The organism is Pseudomonas sp. Mn2068, assembly GCF_049319725.1.
GTDB lineage: Bacteria > Pseudomonadota > Gammaproteobacteria > Pseudomonadales > Pseudomonadaceae > Aquipseudomonas > Aquipseudomonas gingeri.
Window position 1 is genome coordinate 394717 of the sequence record NZ_JBMOUG010000006.1, and the last position, 21805, is coordinate 416521.

The window sequence follows — 21805 nt, forward strand, 5'->3', positions numbered from 1 at the left end:
AGGTACAAAAGGGCGGAGGTGACAGCCAGCGCCCCCCCTCGATCATCGCATCCGGCGTAACTGAAGTCCCGAATACGGGTGACCTCATCCCAAATACGGATGACCTCATCTCGAATACGAGGGAGTTACCCTCCACATTGCTTGCCGCCATCGAGACGCTCTCACCCAAGGCGCGCAAGGAAAAGCTGTGGCCACTAATCCTTTGGCTTTGCTCGCTCCGCCCACACAGCGCAGATCAACTGGCCAGGCAATTAAACAGGCAGATGGGGCCGCTGAAGACGGGGCATATCAACCCGCTGCGCAGCAAGGCAGGCTTTCTGGAGTATACCCATGCCGAAGTGGTCAATCATCCGCAACAGGCCTATCGGACAACTGAGGCCGGTCGTCTTTGGCTGGCGGAACGAGGAATAGTGCCAGGCCCCTCGCTTGGACAGAAACAGTCAGTGAGGCCAGCCTGATCATGATCCGTGCAAGCTGATCGACGCTCGTTTCGGGTGCCTTGATAACCGCAGCCCAGGATCATCGTCGAGGTAATAGCAAAAGGCCATTCGACAAACTGATGGCCCTTTACTAGAGTCTCCGGGCGGTGCTCTTCATCCATTCGAATGTGATGGCCGGCACCCGCCCAGGGATCCTGCCCGCAGGTCGGGCAACTTCCTCTTTAGCACGGATTGCGGAGAGTACTCATGTCGATCACGCCCGGTCACACCACGCACCACCAAGGCGACACCCCAACCTCCCCCAGCAAGGACAACCGCATCGTCAGCGCCGCGATCCACCCGGCCATCGGCGTCGCGCGGGTCGGTAACAGCGAGGCGGAATATTTTGTCGGCCCGCAGGTTACGGAACCCCGGCCCGAGCCCCTCGGGTTTTATCGCGATGCCCAGGGCGCCCTGAAGCGCCAGGCCGCCGAATTCCGGATCTACGGCTATAACCTGGCCGGCGAAGTGGTCGCCGAGCTGACCACGGAAAACGCCGATATCACCTGGTCGGCCCATGTCGCCAACAGCAAGGCGCAGTGGTACCAGTGGCAACTGGCGATGGACATCCCCGAAGCCGCCAAGGTGGTACTGCCCCTGCGCAATGCGACAGTCACCGACGCCAAGGCCCGCGGCGAACTGACCATTGACGGCGGCCTGCAACATATCAGCGGCACCCTGGCATCGGGAGTCGAGTTCAACGGGACGTTCCAGGGCACGCCGGTCTACCTCGGCGAATTGCGCACGGACGCCCAGGGTCGGTTGCTGTTCCTCGGCGGTCGCGGCGTCTCCGCCTCGCCCAAAGGCACACCGATCTTCAACCCGACAGACGACAACAGCTTTATCAACGCCGACGGCTGGTACGACGATACCAGCGATGGCCCGGTCAGCGCCCAGGTCAGTATCGGCGGTCGCTCGATCCCGGTGGAGCCGGCCTGGGTCGTCACCGCGCCGCCGAACTACGCACCGCAGGTAAAAGCCATACGCACCCTGTACGACCTGACCTATGACCTGTTCATCGGGGCCGGCTGGCTGAAGCCGAGCACCTCGGTATCGTTCCGGCATGATGTCTATCCGATCCTGCAACGCCTGTCAGGCCTGCAATGGGTCAACCAGGGCTTCGCCACCCAGTTCGGCCATAACGGCCGCTACAACTTCGAAGACCCGGCCTTCATCGCCCAACTGGCGAGCAAGCCGACGTCGGACAACTATGATGTGTTCGGTGAAACCCGCCGGCAGATCTTCAACAGTTTCCGCCAGCCCGACCCGGTCGATGGCAACGTCCTGCCCTGGCCATGGATCTATGGCGATGCCATGACCTCGATACCCAACCCGAGCCCACGGCAGAACGCCGCGATTACCCAGACCCAGTACCAGGCGCTCAGCCTCTGGGCCGCTGGCACCTTCGAATCCGACTGGGCCGGCGATCCGCTGCCCGAGCACCTCGACTCGGTCCCCCTGGCCGAGCAACCGGCGATGCTCGACCGTGCAGCCCTGGACTTCTGCCTGGCCGATGCCTTCCATCCCGGCTGCGAACTGACCTGGCCGATGCGTCACCTGCCGCTGTATGCCAAGCCCTGGCGCATTCGCCAGCGTCCGGCCGGCAGCTCGCAACCCGACTACGGCAAAACCCTGAACCAGGCCCAGGCACTGGCCGTCGGCGGCCCGCTGTACGGCCAGGGGCCCGGTGACCTGAACCGCTGGATGGGCCTGCCCTGGCAGGCGGACACGGCCTATTGCCGTGGCGGCTACGACCCGGCCTACAACCCGTTCACCTCGACATTCTGGCCCGCCCGCGTCCCCAACCAAGTGCTCAGCGATGCCGATTACGCCCTGGTCACCGACCCTTCGGTGCCGCCGGAGCAGCGCCTCGTCGCCTTTGTCGAGCGCAGCAACTGGAACGCGCCGCTGGATATCAACTATCCGGAAAAGACCCCGACCGCGGTACAGATGAAGACCATGGTCGATATCTTCGGCTCCATGGGCCTGCTGGAAGTACGCAAGGGCATCTCCGGCAGCGCCGTCTACCCGGACACGATGATGGTCGCCAGCTACGGCCCGGCCATTACCCAGGCGCAGACCTTTGCCAGTGCGCAGTTGGCGGCCGATTTTGCGGCGGCGGGCAGTCCCGGCGCCGCGGGACCACGGCCACCCAAGGGGGCCAACTTCAGCAGTCAGGAAGAGGCCCGGGAGGCACCACGCGCCGTCAACCCCGGAAACCGTCCGACCTAGATGGAAGACTACGACGTCGCCATCGTCGGTGGCGGTCCGGCCGGTTCGGCGACCGCCATCACCCTGGCTCGCCAGGGCTGGCGGGTGCTGCTGGCCGATTCGGCGCCTGCCGGGCGTTTTCGGGTGGGCGAGGGTTTTCCTCCTTCGGCCCGCTCGCTGCTCGCCGACCTGGGGGTGCTCGACGGCTTTCTCGCCGCCGGGCATCGCCCCAGCTACGGCAATGTCTCGGTGTGGGGCTCGGATGAGCCGCACACCGATGACTTCATCTTCCGTACCCACGGCCAGGGCTTCCAACTGGACCGTGCCGCTTTCGATCGTCACCTGCGTGCCGCCGCCCGCCAGGCCGGGGTGGCGCTTCACGAATCCACGCGCTTGAGCCAGACACCCGACGAGGGCGGTTTCTGCCTGCGCCTCGCCCGCGACGGTCACGAACACCGGGTCCGCAGCCGCTGGCTGATCGACGCCGGTGGCCGCCCGGCCGTGTTCGCCCGCCAGCAAGGGGCACAGCGCCTGGAAAATGATCGGCTGGTGGCGTTCTACCTGTTGCTGCACAGCCCCCGGGCCACCGACCGGGACGGCCGGACCCTGGTCGAGGCGGTCGAGAACGGCTGGTGGTACAGCGTGCTGCTGCCCTCTGGAGAGCGGCTGGTGACCTACCTCAGCGATCTCGACCTGCTCGACCGCCAGCAGTTGCTGAACAGCCAGGGCCTCTGGCGACTGCTGCAACAGACGCACTTGCTCCGCGACCTGTGCCAGCAACATGGCTACCTGCCCGGCACCTCGGTCCACGGCATGGATGCCGGCAGCGGACGGCTTTCCGTGTTCCATGGCGAGCATTGGGCGGCCGTCGGCGATGCGGCGCTGTCCTTCGACCCGCTGTCCTCGCAAGGCATCGCCACCGCGCTTTACTGCGGCATTCACTGTGCCCAGGCCGTGCATGCCGCGCTGCAGGGCGACGACAAGGCGCTACCGGCCTATGCCGATCTGCTGGCACGGATCTACGCCGCCTACCTGGTTAACCGGAAGCAGTTCTACGGGATGGAAAAACGCTGGAGCGAGTCGCTTTTCTGGAGACGGCGCTAGCGTCGAAAAAGCGCGTTGACGATGCGCAGGACGCGCGAAACGGCAGGGTTGAAGTGATCTAGGACTGTCTTTTTTCGACTAAGTTCCCCAGTAAAAACAGTAAGTTATGATTTTGTATACAACCCGTGCTATTCGTCGGATTTCCATTGTAACGACTCCGTCACAAGCCTCAGGATCGCGCCGTCATCCCTTTGAGGCTCCTCTCACATGAAGTTCTCGTCGATTCTCTTGTTGTCCCTGAGCCTGGCCAGTGGCCTCGCGTCGGCTGGCGGTACCACCGAAGCCGGTATTGGTGGCGCATTGGGCGGCGTGCTCGGCTCCGCCGTCGGCCAGTCGCTGGGCGGTAACACCGGTTCGACCATCGGCGCGGCCCTGGGCGGCGCGGGCGGTAGTGCGGTGGGTGCCGACCGGCGCAGCCGTGGCGAAGCCGCCATCGGCGGGGCCCTCGGCGCGGCCGGTGGCAACGTGGTCGGCCGCAGCATGGGCGGCAGCACCGGCAGCCTGATCGGCGCTGCGGCGGGCGGTGGCGCCGGCGGTGCATTGGGTAACTACATGGGCAACTCCAGCGATCGCGAAGATCGCCGTTACCGGGATGACCGTCGCGACTATCGCGGTGACCACCGTGGCCGTGGGCACGCCTATGGCCATCGCAAGCACGGTCGTCACTGGCGCGACTGAGTCAGCGCAAGGGAATGCCGCCCAGGCATTCCCTTGGCTTGGGCACGATCCCTCGCTCCCCCATGCATAAAGCCCGTCGGCAAATCCATCGACCATGCAGATTGCATGGGCCTCAGACCCAGCCCTGCCTGTAACCCACTGAAATAAATACTGATTTTTTCAATCGAGGGTTTGGCACGTCCGCTGCTATCTCCTGAGTGAAGGCTGCATGTCTCTCACTTATGGAGCACAACAACAATGATCGGGAACGCCGAAACCTACCCTGGCGCAGTGCACGACTCGTCGAATCACTCAGGAGTTTCCTGGGCGGCGATCTTTGCCGGAGCCGCCGCCGCGGCCGCACTTTCTCTCCTGCTGCTCATGCTCGGTGCCGGGCTGGGCTTTTCCGCCGTCTCGCCTTGGGCGGGCGAAGGCGTCAGTGCCAAGGGACTTGGCATCTCGGCGATCGTCTGGCTGGCCGTGACACAGATCCTCGCCTCGGGCATGGGCGGTTATCTCGCCGGGCGCCTGCGGGTGAAGTGGACCCGCATGCACAGCGATGAGGTCTACTTCCGCGATACCGCCCATGGTTTTCTGGCCTGGGCCGTGGCAACCCTGCTGACCGTCACCGTGGTAGCCGGCTCCGTCAGCGGTCTGGTCGGCGGCGGCGTCAAGGCGGGGGCGACGGTCGCCTCCGGGGCCACGAGCAGCCTCGCCAGCACCGCCACGCAGAACACCGCGGGCAACTCCGACTACTTCATCGACCTGCTGTTTCGCGATAACCGCCCGGTGGCCGTCAGCGAAGACGCCGCCCACGCCGTGGTCACGCGGATCTTCGCCCGCAGCCTGGGCAACAGTCAGTTGAGCGCTGACGACCGCGCCTACCTGGCGCAGCTGGTCAGTCAGCGTACCAATCTCAGCCAGGCCCAGGCCGAAGCACGTGTGGACCAGGTCTACGGCCAGGCCCGCCAGGCCGTAGACGACGCCCGCCAGGCTGCCGATCGCGCTGCCAAGGCCGCCGCCTGGTCAACCCTGTGGATGTTTATCGCGCTGCTCATCGGTGCCTTCTTCGCCAGCCTCGCCGCCACGTTCGGCGGTCGCCAGCGCGATGGCGTGACCTACCTGGAAGCCGGCGAATACCACACCACCGAAGCCGTGACCCTGCGTTAATAGGAGAATCAACATGCGCTCACTTCTACTGTTCTTCCTGGGTGTACCCATCCCGGTCATTATCCTGATCGCGCTGTTCGTGCACTGATGTACCGGCGGCGGCCCTCTCCCGAGGGTCGCCGCGCTTGTAAGCGTTACGCTTAATCCGCCCCGCCCGTAGTCCATGGCCAGGGGAGATGCGTTACATTCCATTACATCTCTCGCTCGCCGATGCCTTAAGCCGAATTCCTAGAGGCCGCACGTTAGAGCCTTTGCACCATCTTCCCAGGAGCCTTTGCCGTTACTGGATGATGGTCGAAATATCTGTCCGAGCGGTCAATTTAAAAACCAATTGCACACGCGAAAACACAAGCTGTCCGGTCAGTCGGATTAAGGGTTATCCCGATACTGATATCAATATGCTACCGATATGATCCGCCGACCTTGAGCTATGCAATGGAAGCAGGAGATGCGGATCTATCTTGGAGTCTGGTTAGGGATCGCGCTTAGTGCTGTCGGGCTGTTTCTCGCCCACCCCCTCCTCAATGGTGCCGGCCTCGTGCTTATCGCCGCCGCCGTCATAGGCCTGCGTGTCACCAAGGCGCCGAACGCCGCGCTCGCCACCTCCCTTACGCCACACCCCGATACCGCCCCCCCTGCCACCGAACTGCATGTCCTGCTGCCGGCCGTCGCGCCGAGCTGGAGCGACAGCATCGGCCAGAGCCGCGAACTGCTGCAGTCCAATATCAGCGAGCTGTTCCAGCGTTTCGCCAATATCGCCACACGCCTGGAAGGCGGCCTGCACAACTCCGAAAGCATCCTCGGCAGCGGCGGTGTCGGCGAAAGCCTGCGCGATGCCAACGACCGCCTGCATGAAGTGACCCAGTCCTTCGAAACCAGCAGCCAGCGCCAGCACGAACTGCTCGGCACCATCAGCCACCTGGGCGACTACGCCAGCCAGTTGCAGCAGATGGCCAAGCGGGTGCAGGAAATCGCCAGCCAGACCAACCTGCTGGCGCTCAACGCCGCCATCGAGGCAGCTCGCGCTGGCGAATACGGCCGGGGCTTCTCGGTGGTCGCCGACGAAGTGCGCAAGCTCTCCACCCTGTCCGCCGAAACCGGCCAGGGCATGGATGCCAAGGTCGGCGAAATCAACCATGCGATCCAGACCACCATCAGCGCCGCCGCCGAACTGGGCACCAGCGAACAGGCCAACCTGGACTTCCTCAACCGCTCGGTGACCCAGGTCATGGCACGCCTGGGGGACAACCTCGACGAGCTGACCGATGCCTCCCGCGCCCTGCAACAGGACGCCCGGGACACCCAGGCCGACATCCAGGCCATCATGGTCAACCTGCAGTTCCAGGACCGCACCGACCAGATGCTCGACCATGTCCAGGCCGACCTCACCCACTTGCTCGAAGCCATTGCCAGCCAGGACAGCAGTCTCAATGACCCGCCCGCCTGGCTCGAACGCCTGCGCCAGCGCTTCACTACCGACGAAGAGCGACAGGGTCGGCCCCAGGCGGCGGCCAGCAGCGACGTGACCTTCTTCTAGTTTCTCCCGCTTTTCCCTTTGCAAGAGTGATGAACATGGCCAAGACCATCCTGATCGTCGACGACTCCCTGTCGATGCGCCAACTGGTGAAAATGAGCCTGACCGCCGCCGGTCACCAGGTCATCGAAGCCTGCGACGGCCGCGACGCACTGACCAAGCTGACCGGGCAGAAGATCAACCTGATCATCAGCGACGTGAACATGCCCAACCTCGACGGCATCGGGCTGGTGAAGGCGGTCAAGGCCCGCAACGAATACCGCTTCACACCGATCATCATGCTCACCACCGAAAGCGAGCAGTCGAAGAAAGCCGAGGGCCAGGCCGCCGGGGCCAAGGCCTGGATCGTCAAGCCGTTCCAGCCCCAGCAACTGCTGGCAGCTGTCGAAAAGCTCCTGGGGTGAACACACCATGTTCTCGCTGACACCCGCTGTCGATGGCACGCCCGCGCAATTGCGCCTCAAGGGCGACCTGACCCTCTACGAAGTCAGTATGGCCCGCGAACAGTTGCTCGGCCTGCTGCCGCTGCCACCGGGCCCCTGGCAGCTGGACCTGAGCGGCCTGAGCGAACTCGACAGCGCCGGTGCCCAGTTGCTCCTGGCGATCCAGCGGGCGCTGTCCTCCATCGATCATCCCGCCACCGTGAGCCAGGTCTCCGACACCGCCCGGGAACTGCTGACACTCCTGAACCTGGAATCCCTGTACCCCGCCGTCCAGACCGAGGACTGACCCATGCTCAGTGGCGAACAATGGAACCAGCTGTTGCTGGGCTTTCTCAGCGAAGGTCGCGACCTGCTCAAGGACGCCGAGGACAGCCTGCTACGCCTTGAGACCAGCCCCGCCGACCAGGACGCGGTCAACAGCCTGTTCCGCGCCGTGCATACCCTCAAGGGCTCTGCCGGGATCTTCTCGCTGACGCCACTGGTCAACCTCACCCACCACCTGGAAAGCCTGCTGATGTCGGTGCGCGACGGCCAGCGCGCACTGACCCCGGCCCTGACCTCGCTGATGCTCAACTGCATGGACGAGTTGAGCGCGATGATCGAGCGCGTCGACCCCGACAGCGGCCTGCTGGACGCCGACGAGGCCCGTCAGGCGCCCCTGCTCGCGGCGCTGTTCGAGGCCCAGGGGCAAGCGCCCGCGGAGTCGGCTCCGGTTGAGCCACAAGACGCCCCTCCAGGGGCGGCGGACTCGATCACCTGGCAGGTTTCCATCAGCTTTTCCGAGGAGCTGTTTCGCAACGGCTTCGACCCCGCGGCGTTCCTGCGCTACCTCAAGCGCCTGGGCGCAATCATCGCCCTGCGAACCCGCAGCGACGCCCTGCCGACCCTCGATCAACTGGACCCGGAAACCTGCCACCTGGGCTTTGAATTCCAGTTGCTGACCGCCGCCAGCCAGACGGAAATCGAGGAAGTCTTCGAGTTTATCCAGGACTTCTGCGAGCTCCGCCTCAGCCCTGTCGAGCCGCCCGCCATGGCGGTGATGGCGCCCGTCACCGAGCCGTCGCCGGCCCTCGATACGCCCCCGGCAAAGACTACGACCAGCCGTGACCGCCGCAGCCTCGACACGACGATGGTCAAGGTCGCCGCGCACAAGCTCGACGAACTGATCAACCTGGTCGGCGAACTGGTGATCAGCACCGCCGGGGCGCAGATGCAGGCGCGGCGCAGTGCCGACAGCGGTTGCATGGAAACCACCCAGGCCGTGCACCAGCATGTCGAGCAGATCCGCGAAGCGGCGTTGAAACTGCGCATGGTGGAAGTCGGCGAGACCTTCAATCGCTTCCATCGGGTGGTCCGTGATGTCAGCCAGGAACTGGACAAGAATATCCAGCTGAGCCTGGTCGGTGGCGAGACCGAACTGGACAAGTCGGTGATCGACAAGATCGCCGATCCGCTGACCCACCTGGTGCGCAACGCCATCGACCACGGCATCGAGTCGGCTGCCGAGCGCCTGGCCGTCGGCAAGCCCGCCGAAGGCAACCTGCGCCTCAATGCCTATCACGACTCCGGCATGATCGTCCTCGAAGTCAGCGACGACGGCCGTGGCCTGAACACCGCGCGGATCCTGGCCAAGGCCATCGACAAGGGCCTGGTGGACCCGGACGCGCAGCTCAGCGATCCGGATATCCACCTGCTGATTTTCGAAGCCGGGTTCTCCACCGCCGAACAGGTCTCCAACCTCTCCGGCCGCGGCGTCGGCATGGATGTGGTGCGCAGTGCCATCGACCAGTTGCGCGGGGTGATCGAGATCGACTCGGTGGCCGGCCAGGGCTGTACCTTCCGCATCCGCCTGCCGTTGACCCTGGCGATCATCGACGGCTTCCAGGTCGGCGTCGGCCAGGACAATTTCGTCATCCCGCTGGATATGGTCACCGAATGCATGGAGGCCGGACCCGAGTGGCTGAGCCAGGGCCAGGGCTATCTCAACCTGCGGGGCAAGCCCCTGCCGTGCATCGCCCTCGACCGGCATTTCGGCCTGACACCGAGCAGCGCCCGGCGCCGCAACATAGTCGTGGTCAGCCAGGGCCGGCAGCAGGCCGGGCTGATCGTCGACCAGTTGCTTGGCGAACTGCAGACCGTGATCAAGCCCCTCGGCCAGATGTTCCAGCACCTGCGCGGCATCAGCGGCTCGACCATCCTCGGCTCCGGCCAGGTGGCGCTGATCCTCGATATCGCCAGTCTGTTCCGCCAGTTGCAGGCCACCACCGAACCCGTGGCACACCCGATTCATACCCCCTTGCCCAGCCTTTCAGGAGAATAATCATGCAATTCATCAGGAACATGAAGATAGGCATCCGGCTGACCGCGGGCTTCCTGCTGGTGGTGGTGCTGACCGCCATCATCGGCGTGATCGGCATCCGCAACCTGTCCCAGGTCAACGACCTGTCGGACCGCATGTACGACCTCGATGTCACCGGCATGAGCCTGATGCAGGAAGCCAATATCCAGCTGATCGTCGCCGGGCGCTCGATGCGCCACAGCCTGCTCGCCACCAGCCAGGCCGGTCGCGAACAGGCCGCCAACCAGGCGCGGGCGGCCCTGGAACAGACCCGCAAGTTGATCGCCGACGCGCGCAAGGCCTTTATCACCAAGGAAGGCCAGGCCCAGATCGACCAGATCGACGCGCCACTCAAGGACTACGAGAATCTGATCCACCAGGTGCTGAGCACCCACCAGCAATCCAACCAATTGCAGGAAACCAGTGACGTCACCGATCTGCTGCCCAAGGCCGTGACCAGCGGCGACGTGGTCGACAAGCTGATCGGCCAGGTCACCCGTGGCAAGCAGGACCGGGCCGCCGAAGCCAACCAGCAGATCAATGATATCGCCACCAGTTCGCAGACCCAGATGATCGCCCTGGTGATCGCCGCGACCCTGATGGGCATGCTGATCGGCGTGCTGGTCACGCGCAGCATCACCCGTCCGCTCAACGGCGCCGTGGAAGCCGCCAACCGCATGGCCGCCGGCGACCTGAGCCAGGACCTGCCGGTGATCAGCAAGGATGAAACCGGCCAGTTGCTGGCCGCCATGCAGAACATGACCGTGCGCCTGCGCAGCATTCTCGGCGATGTGCGCAGCGCCGCCGACTCGTTGTCCTCGGCCTCGGAACAGGTCAGCTCGACCTCCCAGTCCCTGAGCCAGGCCGCCAACGAACAGGCCGCCAGCGTCGAGCAGACCAGCGCCTCGGTGGAGCAGATGTCGGCCTCCATCGCCCAGAACACCGAAAGCGCGAAGATCACCGACGGCATCGCCGGCAAGGCCGCCAATGACGCCGTGCAGGGCGGCGGCGCGGTGGGCGACACGGTACTGGCGATGAAACAGATCGCCGACAAGATCAGCATCATCGACGACATCGCCTACCAGACCAACCTGCTGGCCCTCAACGCCGCCATCGAGGCCGCCCGTGCCGGCGACCACGGCAAGGGCTTCGCGGTGGTCGCCGCCGAAGTGCGCAAGCTCGCCGAACGCAGCCAGGTCGCCGCCCAGGAAATCGGCCAGGTCGCCTCCAGCAGCGTGCAACTGGCCGAACAGGCCGGACGCCTGCTCAACGAAATCGTGCCGAACATCCAGAAGACCTCCGACCTGGTCCAGGAAATCACCGCCGCGTCCCAGGAGCAGAGCGGCGCCGCCGGGCAGATCAATATCGCCATGGGCCAGATGAACCAGATCACCCAGCAGAACGCCTCGGCCTCCGAGGAACTGGCCGCCACCGCCGAGGAGATGAACGCCCAGGCCGGGCAGTTGCAGGAGCTGATCGGTTTCTTCCGCTTCGAAGAAGAGTCGGGAGCGACCCACCGGCCGCAACCGCGCAGCCAGGACAGCTATGCCTTCAACGGCCCGCGTGACGGTTTCAAGAGCCGCGCGACGGTCGATGAAGGCCAATTCGTGAGCTTCAATTGAGGGCCGGATCATGACTGCGAACCTCAGCCGCCAGCTCCAGGCCCTGCCCGACGCGCCCGTGGCGCTGAGCATCCAGCACCTGTCGTTCCGCGTGCGGCAGGCGGCCTATGCGGTGCCCATCGACCTGGTGCGCGAGATCATCGAGTACGGCGACGTGACCGCCGTGCCGATGATGCCGGCGTTCATCCATGGCGTGATCAATCTGCGCGGCAACGTGGTGCCGGTGCTGGACCTGGCCGCGCGCTTCGGTTTCGAACTGACCACCGCCGGCAAGCGCACCTGCATCGTGATCATCGAACTGGAACTGGATGACTTCAGCCAGCGCATCGGCCTGGTGGTCGACGCGGTGGATGCGGTGCTCGATATCGACCCGCAGCAGGTGGTCGCCGCGCCGACGTTCGGCGCCGGGATCCGCACCGATTTCATCGCCGGCATGGCCCGCGACGAACAGGGCTTCACCATCATCCTGAACATCCCGCAGGTGTTGTCCCTCGACGACATCCGCCAGCTCAGCCTCGCCGCGACCCAGGGAAGCTGAGATGTCGAGCTACCTCAAGCTGCCGACCCTGGGCGACAGTGAATTCCGCCGCCTGCAGGCGCTGATGGCCGAAGCCTCGGGCATCGTCCTGGCGCCGAACAAGCGCCCGCTGGTGGCCGGACGGCTGATGAAACGCCTGCGTCATTACCAGCTCGACAACTACGCCGAGTACCTGCAGATGCTCGACCAGCCGGCGTACCTCAAGGAGCGACGGCTGGTGGTGGACCTGTTGACCACCAACGAAACCTACTTCTTTCGCGAACACCCGCACTTCGACTTTCTCGGCACCTGGCTGGCTCGCCAGAAAGGCCCGCTGAAATTCTGGAGCGCCGCCTGCTCTTCCGGCGAAGAGCCCTACAGCATGGCCATGGTGATCCAGGAACACCTGCGCGGCGGCGACTGGTCGATCCTCGCCAGCGACCTCAGCCTGAGCATGCTGGAAAAGGCCGCCGAAGGGATCTACGACATGGCCCAGGCCAAGTATTTCCCCCAGGGCTGGCTGCAGCGCCATTGCCTGAGCGGCGTCGGCGACATGAGCGGGCGCTTCCGGGTCCAGGCGGCCCTGCGCGAGCGGGTCAGCCTGCGCGAGATCAATATCGTCCAGCCGCTGCCCGACGGACTCGGCCTGTTCGACGTGATCTTCCTGCGCAATGTGCTGATCTATTTCAACAACGAAGAAAAGCAACGCATCGTCCAGCGCCTGGTCAGCCAGTTGCGCCCCGGCGGCCTGCTCTTCATCGGTCACGCGGAAAGCATCCACGGCTTCGATCTGCCGGTGCGACTGCTCAATCCGTCGGTCTACGAACGCCTATGAATCCGCCGTTATTCCTGCGCCCCGGCGACTACTTCTTCGGCCAGCACGAAGGCACGGTCACCACCCTGCTCGGCAGTTGCGTGTCGATCATTCTCTGGCACCCGCGCTGGCGCCTGCTGGCGGTCTCGCACTACCTGCTGCCGAACGACCCGAGCGCACGCAACGGCCTCGACACCCGCTACGGCGAAGGCGTGTTCCAGCGGATCCAGGCCGATATGCGCCGCCACGGCACCCATCCCAACGAGTACCGCAAAGGCATTTTCGGCGGTGGCAGCCTGGTGCGTTTCGAAGGCACGCCGACCCGCAAGATCGGCCACAGCAACAGCGCCTTTGCCCGCGAACAGTTCAGCCTGCGCAACTGGGCGGTGGACCACTGCGACCTCAACGGCCAGCACTACCGCCGGCTGCATATCGACGGCAGCAGCGGCGTGATCGACTGCCAGCGCAACAGCGTGCAACCGCTGCTGCTGGGGAAACGAGCGCGATGATCCGGGTGTTTATCGTCGACGACTCGGCCCTGGTCCGCCAGGTGCTGACCCAATGCCTGGAAAGCCATCCGAACATCAAGGTGATCGGCCAGGCGGCCGACCCGCTGTATGCCATCGACAAGCTGCGGCGGGACTGGCCGGACGTGCTGATCCTCGATATCGAGATGCCGCGCATGGATGGCCTGACCTTCCTGCGCCAGATCATGGCCGAGCGCCCGACGCCCACGCTGATCTGCTCGACCCTTACCGAACAGGGCTCGGCGGTCAGCGTCGAGGCGCTCGCCGCCGGGGCCGTCGGGGTGTTCACCAAGGCCCGCCTGGGCCTCAGGCAGAGCCTGGAACAGCTCTCCGCCGAACTGATCCGCAAGGTCGAGGAAAGCGCCCGGGCGCGGCCGATGGCCCTTCGCCACAGTCCCCCTGCCGCAGAATCCGGTCCCACGACGCCAGCCGTTGCCGGTGTGCTCAGGACCACGGACCGGGTGGTTGCCCTGGGCTGTTCCACGGGCGGTACCCAGGCGCTGGAATTCATCCTTCGGCAGTTGCCGCGTGACTGCCCGGGGATTGTCATCGTTCAACACATGCCGGAGAAGTTCACCGCCGATTTTGCCCGGCGCCTGGACAAGCTCTGCCAGATCGAAGTTCGCGAGGCCAGACACCTGGATCGCGTCCACAGCGGCCTGGCATTGCTGGCTCCCGGAGGCTTGCACATGCAGCTCAAACGCAGTGGTGCGCACTATCAGGTAGAGGTACTCGACGGCCCTCCGGTCAACCGGCACAAGCCGTCGGTGGACGTGTTGTTCCGTTCAGTGGCTCGACAGGCCGGAGCCAATACATTGGGGATTATCATGACCGGAATGGGTGACGACGGTGCCCGCGGGCTGCTCGCCATGCGTGAAAACGGCGCCAGTACCGTTGCCCAGGACGAGGCCAGTTGCGTGGTGTTCGGCATGCCCAAGGAGGCTATCCGCCTGGGCGCCGCGCAGTCGGTCGAGCCCCTGGCGAAGCTGCCGAAACTGATCCAGCACTTTGGCGACAGTGGCCGCCACGGTTGACCTGAACCCGATAAGCGTGTGGCGAGCCCGCTCCTGCCCGGCATGCGGGCGGGCCCGTGCCTGAATCTGTGTAGACCCTGGGTTGGAATCCAGACACAAAAAACCGCAGCACGTCCACGCGGCGGCTGCGCCCTTCCCTTTGCGCCATGGGCTAGAGCTTATGCTTTGTCGAATACTGCTTGCCGACGATTACCCGCTGTTTCGCGCGGGTATGCGGGCATTGCTGGAAAAACAACAAGAATACGAAATCGTCGGTGAAGCGGGCGATGGCCAGGCAGCGATCGAACTGGCCTCCAGTCTCAAGCCGGACATCGTCCTGCTGGATATGTCGATGGAGCGTATGAACAGCGTCGCGGCGCTCAAGGAACTGTCACTGCGGGCGCCGCGCAGCAAGGTGCTGATGCTGTCGATGCACACCGACACGCACTTCGTGATGAAGTGCCTGCAACTGGGCGCCCATGGCTACCTGCTGAAGACCGCGACGGTGCTGGAACTGGAGCTGGCCCTCAAGGCCCTGCGCCACGGTGGCCAGTACCTGTCCTCGGCGGTGGTGCCACTGGTGGTCAACCAGGCGGTGCGCCAGAGCCATGAGCAGCCGATCAAGGCCAGCCAGGTCGCGCTGACCGCCCGCCAGCTGGAAATCCTCCGGCTGATCGCCCGCGGCGAGTCGACCCGCTCCATTGCCGTCGGCCTCGGCCTCAGCGTCAAGACCGTGGAAGCCCATCGCTCGCAGATCATGCACCGCCTGCGGATTCACGACATCGCCGGCCTGGTGCTGTTCGCCGTGCGCGAAGGGATCATTCAGATCAACGACTGAAGGGCGTCGCGCAGGCCGCCGGGGATCGACACCGGCTGGTTGCTCGCGCGATCGACGAACACATGGACGAAGCGCCCCGCGGCGCAGGCCTCGTCTTCGCCGGCCTTGAACACCGCCAGTTCGTATTGCACCGAGCTGTTGCCGAGCTTGCCGACCCGCAGGCCGATCTCGATGCGTTCGGGGAAGGCCACCGAAGCGAAGTAATCGCAGGCGGAACTGACCACGAAGCCGACGACTTCGCCATCGTGGATATCCAGCCCGCCCTGCTCGATCAGGTAGGTGTTCACCGCCGTGTCGAAAAAGCTGTAGTAGGTGACGTTGTTCACATGGCCGTAGACATCGTTGTCGTGCCAGCGGGTGATGATCGGCTGGAAATGCCGGTAGTCGGCACGGTGTGGCAGGCGGTCGGTCATGGGGGCCTCGGCTCGGAAACGAGCAGTCAGAAATGGGCGCCGAGAAAGCTGAAATAGCGCTCGCGGTACTCCGGGAGTTCGTTCGCCAGGTGATGCCGGGCCTCGGCCAGCATCAACACTTCGGGCTGGTCGAACTTGCTGCGCAGCACCGTCAGGTTGTGCTGCCAGTCGACGGTCATGTCGCCATCACCCTGGACGATCAACGGCCGCCGCGGACTTTTCGCCGCGCCTTCGATACCCGGGATCCAGCGCGCCAGGGCGCCGACCCAGGCGGTCGGCAGGCGCTGCGGTTGCAGCGGATCGGCCTGCAGGAAGGGCATGAACGCCGGGTCATGGGTGTTCTCGCTGAAACGCCGGGCAATGCCTTTGACGAACGGCTTGAGCAGGTAGTAACTGAGCTTCGACCAGCCCCAGGCCCGTGGCCGCACCAGCGGCGAAAGCAGCACCACCTTGCCCTGGGCCGGGCTGTCGAGGCCGTGCCGGAGCAGGTGGTCGACGACGATGGCGCCCCCCGTGCTCTGGCCGAACAGGTGCCAGGGCTGCGGCAGGTCAAGGGACCGGGCCTCGTCGAACAACCCCTCCAGCGCCCGTTGATACTCGGCGAAGTCATCGATACTGGCCCGCTCGCCACTGGACAGGCCATGGCCCGGCAGGTCACAGGCGATCACCGCGAAGCCGCGGTCCAGCGCCCAGTCGATCACATTGCGGTACAGCCCCATGTGATCGTAGAAACCGTGGAACAGGAACAGCGTCGCCACGGGGTCCCGCGGCAGCCAGAGCTGGCTGACCAGGTCGAAGCCGCCGCTGCGGAAACCACCGAGGCGGCTGCTGAAGGGCGAGGTGCGGTGGTCCAGGTCCAGGCCATAGAAGCGCTGGTAGGCCTGCGCCGATGCCGACAAGGGCTGCGCGGCGGCCAGGGGTCGCAGGCTGGCGCGCAGGGAATCGGGGTCGAAGGTGGCAGGCATAAGGGGCTTCCAGGCAAGGGTGCGGCAACGTCGAGGCGTTTTACTGATCTGCGATATTCTTCTGTCAGGGCGGGCATGGCAAGCTACCCGACCTTCGAGGACCGAATCGCCATGCCCCAGACTCGTCACAAGACATTACTCGCCGGCCTGCTCGCCGTGGTTTGCGCGGCGGGCCTGTGGCTGGCCTACGACTGGTTCCAGGGCCGCTATATCCGTGCCTTCAGCGACCAGACCGCGTTGTTCGCCGGTGATCGCCTCAGCCTGCCGGCAGACCTGGCCGGCCCCGGCCGGATCCGCCTGGTGCATTTCTGGGACCCGGCCTGTCCGTGCAATGTCGGCAACCAGCAGCACCTGGGCGAACTGATCGCGCATTTCGCGCCGCTGGGCGTGGACTTCTACTCGGTGCAGAAACCCGGCACCCACGGCCAACTCCCCGCGACCCTGGGCGCCATCCGCCCGCTGCCGAGCCTCCCCGGCGCCGAGCACCTGACGGTCAGCCCGGCGGTGGCGATCTGGGACCGCGACGGCCGGCTCGCCTACTTCGGTCCCTACAGCCAGGGCGCCACCTGCAACTCCAGCAACAGCTTTATCGAGCCGATCCTGCAGGCCCTGAGCGAAGTGCGCGCGGTCAATGCCACCCACAACATGGCGGTGGGCTGTTACTGCCCGTGGGACGGGGTTGGCAAATGAACAAGGCGAACCGGACTTTTTGAGGTAAAGACTAGTTTGTGCGATGTATCCACCTGCCCGCCTGTGCTAAACCTTAGCGGCTCGGCACCGGTAGCCCTGACACGAACAAGGAACCCCGCATGAAACGCAGCATGACCGTTCTCGCCGTCCTGATCGTCGCCCTGGCCGGCGCGGGGACCTGGTACGTCCAGGGCAAACTGCCGACGCGCCAGGGCCAGGTCACGCTGGACAACCTGCAAGGACCGGTCACCGTGCGCTACGACGAGCGTGGCGTGCCGCATATCCGTGCCGAGAACGACACCGACCTGTATCGCGCCCTGGGTTACGTGCATGCCCAGGACCGCCTGTTCCAGATGGAAATCGTCCGGCGCCTGGCCCGTGGCGAACTGTCCGAGATCCTCGGGCCCAAGACCCTGGAAACCGACAAGCTGTTCCGCAGCCTGCGCATTCGTGACCGCGCCGACCGTTACGTCGCCGAGCTGGACAAGCAATCCCCCGCCTGGAAGGCCCTGCAGGCCTATCTGGACGGCATCAACCAGTACCAGGCCACTCACGCCAGGCCGGTGGAGTTCGACGTGCTGGGCATCGAGCGCAGGCCCTTTACCGCCGAAGACACCATCAGCATCGCCGGCTACATGGCCTACAGCTTCGCCGCCGCCTTCCGCACCGAGCCGCTGCTGACCTATGTGCGGGACAAGCTCGGCGCCGACTACCTGAAGGTGTTCGACCTGGAGTGGCGCCCCCAGGGCATGCTCGGCTCGCCGACACCACTGGCCGATAGCGACTGGAAGGGTCTCGGCGCCCTGGCCCGGCTCAGCGACGAAGCCCTGCGCGATGCCGGCGTGCCGCAGTTCGAGGGCAGCAACGCCTGGGCGGTGTCCGGCAGCCGGACCAAAAGCGGCAAGCCGCTGCTGGCGGGCGACCCGCATATAGCCTTCTCGACCCCGGCGGTGTGGTACGAGGCGCAGTTGTCGGCACCGGATTTCGAGTTGTACGGTTATCACCAGGCCCTGGTGCCGTTCGCCTTTCTCGGCAACAACACGGCATTCGGCTGGAGCCTGACCATGTTCCAGAACGACGACCTGGACCTGATCGCCGAGAAGACCAACCCCGAGAACCCCAACCAGGTCTGGTACCACGGCCAGTGGGTCGAGATGACCCGCAGCGAACAGCAGATCGCGGTCAAGGGCCAGCCGCCGGTGACCTTCACCCTGCTCCAGTCGCCCCACGGGCCGATCGTCAACGATGTGATCGGCGCCAATGCCGGGGCCAGGCCGATTGCCATGTGGTGGGCCTTTCTCGAAACCCCGAACCCGATTCTCCAGGGCTTCTACGAACTCAACCGCGCCGACACCCTGGACAAGGTGCGCGAGGCCGCCGGCAAGATCCAGGCGCCCGGCCTCAACCTGATGTGGGCCAATGCCAAGGGGGATATCGGCTGGTGGGCCGCGGCGTTGCTGCCCAAGCGTCCGGAGGGGGTCAACCCGGCGTTCATTCTCGACGGCAGCACCGGCGACGCGGACAAGGACGGCTTCTACCCCTTCAGCGCCAATCCCCAGGAAGAGAACCCGGCACGGGGCTATATCGTCTCGGCCAACGCCCAGCCGGCCTCGCCCACCGGCATGGTCATTCCCGGCTACTACAACCTCGCCGATCGCGGCCAGCAACTGAACCGGCAACTGGCCGATACCAGCGTGCGCTGGAGCCTGGAGAACAGCCAGAAACTGCAACTGGGCACCACCACCGACTACGGGCCACGACTGCTCCGGCCGCTGCTGCCGGCCCTGCGCGAAGCGGCGAAGGACCCGGCCGAGCTGAAGCTGGTGGAGCAGTTGGCGATGTGGAAGGGCGATTATCCGATGAGTTCCACCAGCGCCACGCTGTTCAACCAGTTCCTCTACGAACTGGCCCGCGCGGCGATGCATGACAAGCTCGGCGACGACTACTTCAACACCCTGCTCAGCACCCGGGTGGTGGACGCCGCGTTGCCGCGCCTGGCCGCCGATGAACATTCACCCTGGTGGAACGGCAACCGCGCCGACACGGTGAAACGCGCCTGGCAGGCAACGCTGGCCCATCTCAAGGCCACCTACGGCGACGATCCGGGTGCCTGGGTGTGGGGCAAGGCCCATACCCTGACCCACGGCCATCCGCTGGGACGGCAGAAGCCGCTGGACCGGCTGTTCAATGTCGGGCCCTTCGATGCGCCGGGCACCCACGAAGTGCCGAACAACCTCTCGGCGAAGATCGGCCCGGCGCCCTGGCCGGTGACCTATGGCCCGTCGACCCGGCGGCTGATCGACTTCGCCGACCCGGACCACGGCCTGACCATCAACCCGGTGGGACAGAGCGGCGTGCTGTTCGACAAGCACTACAGCGACCAGGCCGAAACCTATATCGAAGGCGGGTACGAGCAGGTGCATATGAACGAGGTCGAAGTCTCGGCCAACACCCGCAGCGTGCTCAAGCTGATGCCGGCCAAGTGACCATCTCCCCCGATCATTCCCACGCTCCGCGTGGGAATGCAGCCCGTGACGCTGCGCGTCACAAAGCGGACGCCGAGCGTCCATAGAGGCATTCCCACGCAGAGCGTGGGAACGATCATCACAACGCAGGTTTTTCTGTAGGAGCCGGCTTGCTGGCGATGAACGATAACGCGGCGTGTCTGAAACACCGCGTCGCCTGAATCGCCAGCAAGCCGGCTCCCACAACTCTAGCCACCCGCCTGACGAAGACGCCCTGGCGCCTCGCCATAGATCTCCTTGAATTTCTTGCTGAAGGCCGCCTGCGACTGATAGCCGACCTGGGCGGCGATATCGCTCAGGCCCAGGTGTGAATTGCTCAACAGACCATAAGCCAGTTCCATCCGCACCCGCGTCAGCAACACCCACGGCGACTCCCCCGTGACCTTCACGAACGCGCGCATGAAGCTCGCCCGCGACATGTTCGCCAGCGCAGCCAGGCCGTCGATGGTCCACTCGTGGGCCGGGTCTTCGAGCATGCCCTGCCAGGCCCGGCTCAGGCGCTTGTCCGCCAGCAGTGCGAGGGTGCCGCTGGCCTGCGCCTGCTGTTGCAGGTAGACCCGCAGGATCAGCGTGAACAACGCCGACGACAAGGCATCCACCAGGAACCGCGCCCCGGCCTGGTCACCGTCGGCCTCCACCCGCAACAACCCCACCAGCGCCGCCAGTTGCCCGCTGGCCGGCAGGTCGCGGCTGGACACCACCAGGTATTCCGGCAGGGCCGCGAACAGCATCGACTCGCGCTGGTAATGGAAACGCCCGCACAACAGGTCCAGTTCGACGCGCCCGCCGCCGAACCGATGCACCGGCAACAGGCCACCCTGGCTGATCCGTGGCGTGGCCGGCGCCACCCGCTGCCCGGGGCTGCGCAACAGATGCGTACCGCCGCCCGGCAGCACAAGGATATCCCCGGTCTGCAACCGCACCGCCCGACCGCCTGGCAATTCGACCTGGCAATCACCGTCCAGGACGATGTGATACGGCGCGATACCGACGCTTTCCTGCTCATGATCCAGCGCCCAGTCGCCCTGCAACTGGCAGCGCAGGTCCAGGCGGCCACGGACCCCGGCCAGCACGATGAGCTTGTCGATCGAGTTCATTTGCGCATATCGGACAAAGGGTTGAGTGAATCGGACAAAAGTGTCTACACCAGATAGGGAACACTAGGCTCGTTGCTTGAGCAGTCTACCCTTACTTATTCAGGAGTTACCATCATGTTTCTCAACTGGTCCGAACTACTGCCTACCATCAAGAATGCATTCGGTGTATTGAGCAAGTCCAATCCGAAGATGGTCCAGGCCTATATGAAGTTGGGCGAGGCGGCGGCGGAAAACAATGTGCTGGACGCCAAGACCCGTGAACTGATTTCCATCGCCGTGGCGATTTCCACCCGTTGCGACGGCTGTATCGGTGCCCATACCGACGCCGCCATCAAGGCCGGCGCGACCCGTGAGGAAGTCGCCGCCGCCCTGGCCACCGCCATTTCGCTGAATGCCGGGGCCGCCTATATCTACTCGCTGCATGCCCTGGAGGCTTACGACAGCCTGAAATCCTGAGTGATCGTCAACGCGGTTATGCTTCTCTCTCCCCTTTCGGGCCCGGACACTTTGTTGTCCCGGGCCCTTTTTTATTTATTCGATTATTTCGCCAGGAACAGCTGAAACGAATACGTGGAAAGTTGAGCACAGCGAACAGGAACAGCAACTTGCGAAACTTCAGGACAAACCCGACTTGTTAACCACTGAAGTTCAAAGAAACACCCTGCCGTTTTCCTTCACGCCCTGGCTGCGGCTGCTCTGGCAATTGAGCACGAGCGGAGCCTTGCGCGGATGGCCATGGCCTCTTCGTGGGGAAGACCCCCCCCCAAAGGTTCGAAAACTTTGGGGGGGGGGTTTTCCCCACAAAGGACCCCACCACCACCCCCAAACCCCAACCCAACCCGCAAAAC

The 21805-nt window shown here is 64.7% G+C and carries 21 protein-coding genes; 18 read left to right on the plus strand and 3 right to left on the minus strand.

Going from position 1 to position 21805, the window contains the following annotated elements:
- The first annotated feature begins 137 nt into the window (after positions 1-137).
- The 15 genes from ACL9RJ_RS16865 to ACL9RJ_RS16935 all read left to right on the plus strand — a co-directional run bounded on the left by ACL9RJ_RS16865 (position 138) and on the right by ACL9RJ_RS16935 (position 15267).
- Positions 138-458 (plus strand): hypothetical protein, encoded by a 321-nt coding sequence (locus ACL9RJ_RS16865; protein ID WP_177119744.1) that lies wholly within the window; start codon positions 138-140, stop codon positions 456-458.
- A gap of 228 nt (positions 459-686) precedes the next feature.
- Positions 687-2711 (plus strand): LodA/GoxA family CTQ-dependent oxidase, encoded by a 2025-nt coding sequence (locus ACL9RJ_RS16870; protein ID WP_017127048.1) that lies wholly within the window; start codon positions 687-689, stop codon positions 2709-2711.
- Positions 2712-3794: an NAD(P)/FAD-dependent oxidoreductase gene (locus tag ACL9RJ_RS16875; RefSeq protein WP_103032673.1), complete on the plus strand. Its 1083-nt coding sequence runs from the start codon at positions 2712-2714 to the stop codon at positions 3792-3794.
- Positions 3795-4001: 207 nt separating this feature from the next.
- Entirely contained in the window at positions 4002-4472 is a 471-nt protein-coding gene (locus ACL9RJ_RS16880) for a YMGG-like glycine zipper-containing protein (protein WP_103032674.1), read from the plus strand.
- Positions 4473-4709: 237 nt separating this feature from the next.
- Positions 4710-5621: a hypothetical protein gene (locus tag ACL9RJ_RS16885; RefSeq protein WP_017127052.1), complete on the plus strand. Its 912-nt coding sequence runs from the start codon at positions 4710-4712 to the stop codon at positions 5619-5621.
- A 448-nt stretch (positions 5622-6069) separates the two neighbouring features.
- Positions 6070-7158, plus strand: coding sequence for a methyl-accepting chemotaxis protein (locus ACL9RJ_RS16890; RefSeq protein ID WP_042935669.1), 1089 nt, complete (start codon positions 6070-6072; stop codon positions 7156-7158).
- Positions 7159-7193: 35 nt separating this feature from the next.
- Positions 7194-7559 carry a response regulator gene (locus tag ACL9RJ_RS16895; RefSeq protein ID WP_017127054.1) on the plus strand — a complete coding sequence of 122 codons (366 nt, stop codon included), beginning with the start codon at positions 7194-7196 and terminating at the stop codon, positions 7557-7559.
- Between the two features lie 7 nt (positions 7560-7566).
- A complete protein-coding gene (locus ACL9RJ_RS16900) occupies positions 7567-7884 on the plus strand; it encodes an STAS domain-containing protein (protein ID WP_017127055.1) in 318 nt (105 codons plus the stop codon).
- A 3-nt stretch (positions 7885-7887) separates the two neighbouring features.
- Positions 7888-9918: a chemotaxis protein CheA gene (locus tag ACL9RJ_RS16905; RefSeq protein WP_178992138.1), complete on the plus strand. Its 2031-nt coding sequence runs from the start codon at positions 7888-7890 to the stop codon at positions 9916-9918.
- A 2-nt stretch (positions 9919-9920) separates the two neighbouring features.
- Positions 9921-11558, plus strand: coding sequence for a methyl-accepting chemotaxis protein (locus tag ACL9RJ_RS16910; protein WP_177083646.1), 1638 nt, complete (start codon positions 9921-9923; stop codon positions 11556-11558).
- Between the two features lie 10 nt (positions 11559-11568).
- On the plus strand, positions 11569-12096 hold the full coding sequence (locus ACL9RJ_RS16915; RefSeq protein ID WP_177118741.1) for a chemotaxis protein CheW: 528 nt from the start codon (positions 11569-11571) through the stop codon (positions 12094-12096).
- 1 nt (position 12097) lies between these two features.
- Positions 12098-12910 (plus strand): CheR family methyltransferase, encoded by an 813-nt coding sequence (locus ACL9RJ_RS16920; protein ID WP_017127059.1) that lies wholly within the window; start codon positions 12098-12100, stop codon positions 12908-12910.
- Positions 12907-13398 (plus strand): chemotaxis protein CheD, encoded by a 492-nt coding sequence (locus ACL9RJ_RS16925; RefSeq protein ID WP_017127060.1) that lies wholly within the window; start codon positions 12907-12909, stop codon positions 13396-13398. The genes ACL9RJ_RS16920 and ACL9RJ_RS16925 overlap by 4 nt, the downstream gene beginning before the upstream one ends.
- A complete protein-coding gene (locus ACL9RJ_RS16930; RefSeq protein WP_017127061.1) occupies positions 13395-14450 on the plus strand; it encodes a protein-glutamate methylesterase/protein-glutamine glutaminase in 1056 nt (351 codons plus the stop codon). Before ACL9RJ_RS16925 ends, ACL9RJ_RS16930 begins: the two co-directional genes overlap by 4 nt.
- A 160-nt stretch (positions 14451-14610) precedes the next feature.
- A complete protein-coding gene (locus tag ACL9RJ_RS16935; protein WP_042935672.1) occupies positions 14611-15267 on the plus strand; it encodes a response regulator transcription factor in 657 nt (218 codons plus the stop codon).
- Here ACL9RJ_RS16935 and ACL9RJ_RS16940 read toward each other — a convergent pair.
- Positions 15252-15680: an acyl-CoA thioesterase gene (locus ACL9RJ_RS16940; protein ID WP_017127063.1), complete on the minus strand. Its 429-nt coding sequence runs from the start codon at positions 15678-15680 to the stop codon at positions 15252-15254. The two genes, ACL9RJ_RS16935 and ACL9RJ_RS16940, sit on opposite strands and share 16 nt — an antisense overlap.
- A gap of 26 nt (positions 15681-15706) precedes the next feature.
- A complete protein-coding gene (locus ACL9RJ_RS16945; protein WP_017127064.1) occupies positions 15707-16645 on the minus strand; it encodes an alpha/beta hydrolase in 939 nt (312 codons plus the stop codon).
- A 111-nt stretch (positions 16646-16756) separates the two neighbouring features.
- Between ACL9RJ_RS16945 and ACL9RJ_RS16950 the strand changes: the two genes are divergently transcribed.
- Both ACL9RJ_RS16950 and ACL9RJ_RS16955 read left to right on the plus strand, forming a co-directional pair.
- The gene (locus ACL9RJ_RS16950) at positions 16757-17335 is read left to right on the plus strand and encodes a DUF6436 domain-containing protein (RefSeq protein WP_370591025.1); all 579 of its coding nucleotides are present in this window, start codon (positions 16757-16759) and stop codon (positions 17333-17335) included.
- A 119-nt stretch (positions 17336-17454) separates the two neighbouring features.
- The gene (locus tag ACL9RJ_RS16955) at positions 17455-19821 is read left to right on the plus strand and encodes a penicillin acylase family protein (protein ID WP_017127066.1); all 2367 of its coding nucleotides are present in this window, start codon (positions 17455-17457) and stop codon (positions 19819-19821) included.
- 227 nt (positions 19822-20048) lie between these two features.
- Here ACL9RJ_RS16955 and ACL9RJ_RS16960 read toward each other — a convergent pair whose 3' ends face one another.
- A complete protein-coding gene (locus tag ACL9RJ_RS16960; protein ID WP_422765483.1) occupies positions 20049-20957 on the minus strand; it encodes an AraC family transcriptional regulator in 909 nt (302 codons plus the stop codon).
- Between the two features lie 114 nt (positions 20958-21071).
- On the opposite strand from ACL9RJ_RS16960, the gene ACL9RJ_RS16965 reads away from it, so the two are divergent.
- Positions 21072-21413, plus strand: a complete 342-nt coding sequence (locus tag ACL9RJ_RS16965) for a carboxymuconolactone decarboxylase family protein (protein ID WP_177118739.1) — start codon at positions 21072-21074, stop codon at positions 21411-21413.
- Positions 21414-21805: the final 392 nt, after the last annotated feature.

Coding starts and splice junctions, on each gene's coding strand:
- ACL9RJ_RS16870 (WP_017127048.1), top strand. CDS start 687: ATGTCGATCACGCCCGGTCACACCACGCACCACCAAGGCGACACCCCA.
- ACL9RJ_RS16875 (WP_103032673.1), top strand. CDS start 2,712: ATGGAAGACTACGACGTCGCCATCGTCGGTGGCGGTCCGGCCGGTTCG.
- ACL9RJ_RS16880 (WP_103032674.1), top strand. CDS start 4,002: ATGAAGTTCTCGTCGATTCTCTTGTTGTCCCTGAGCCTGGCCAGTGGC.
- ACL9RJ_RS16885 (WP_017127052.1), top strand. CDS start 4,710: ATGATCGGGAACGCCGAAACCTACCCTGGCGCAGTGCACGACTCGTCG.
- ACL9RJ_RS16890 (WP_042935669.1), top strand. CDS start 6,070: ATGCGGATCTATCTTGGAGTCTGGTTAGGGATCGCGCTTAGTGCTGTC.
- ACL9RJ_RS16895 (WP_017127054.1), top strand. CDS start 7,194: ATGGCCAAGACCATCCTGATCGTCGACGACTCCCTGTCGATGCGCCAA.
- ACL9RJ_RS16900 (WP_017127055.1), top strand. CDS start 7,567: ATGTTCTCGCTGACACCCGCTGTCGATGGCACGCCCGCGCAATTGCGC.
- ACL9RJ_RS16905 (WP_178992138.1), top strand. CDS start 7,888: ATGCTCAGTGGCGAACAATGGAACCAGCTGTTGCTGGGCTTTCTCAGC.
- ACL9RJ_RS16910 (WP_177083646.1), top strand. CDS start 9,921: ATGCAATTCATCAGGAACATGAAGATAGGCATCCGGCTGACCGCGGGC.
- ACL9RJ_RS16915 (WP_177118741.1), top strand. CDS start 11,569: ATGACTGCGAACCTCAGCCGCCAGCTCCAGGCCCTGCCCGACGCGCCC.
- ACL9RJ_RS16920 (WP_017127059.1), top strand. CDS start 12,098: ATGTCGAGCTACCTCAAGCTGCCGACCCTGGGCGACAGTGAATTCCGC.
- ACL9RJ_RS16925 (WP_017127060.1), top strand. CDS start 12,907: ATGAATCCGCCGTTATTCCTGCGCCCCGGCGACTACTTCTTCGGCCAG.
- ACL9RJ_RS16930 (WP_017127061.1), top strand. CDS start 13,395: ATGATCCGGGTGTTTATCGTCGACGACTCGGCCCTGGTCCGCCAGGTG.
- ACL9RJ_RS16935 (WP_042935672.1), top strand. CDS start 14,611: ATGCTTTGTCGAATACTGCTTGCCGACGATTACCCGCTGTTTCGCGCG.
- ACL9RJ_RS16940 (WP_017127063.1), bottom strand. CDS start 15,680: ATGACCGACCGCCTGCCACACCGTGCCGACTACCGGCATTTCCAGCCG.
- ACL9RJ_RS16945 (WP_017127064.1), bottom strand. CDS start 16,645: ATGCCTGCCACCTTCGACCCCGATTCCCTGCGCGCCAGCCTGCGACCC.
- ACL9RJ_RS16950 (WP_370591025.1), top strand. CDS start 16,757: ATGCCCCAGACTCGTCACAAGACATTACTCGCCGGCCTGCTCGCCGTG.
- ACL9RJ_RS16955 (WP_017127066.1), top strand. CDS start 17,455: ATGAAACGCAGCATGACCGTTCTCGCCGTCCTGATCGTCGCCCTGGCC.
- ACL9RJ_RS16960 (WP_422765483.1), bottom strand. CDS start 20,957: ATGAACTCGATCGACAAGCTCATCGTGCTGGCCGGGGTCCGTGGCCGC.
- ACL9RJ_RS16965 (WP_177118739.1), top strand. CDS start 21,072: ATGTTTCTCAACTGGTCCGAACTACTGCCTACCATCAAGAATGCATTC.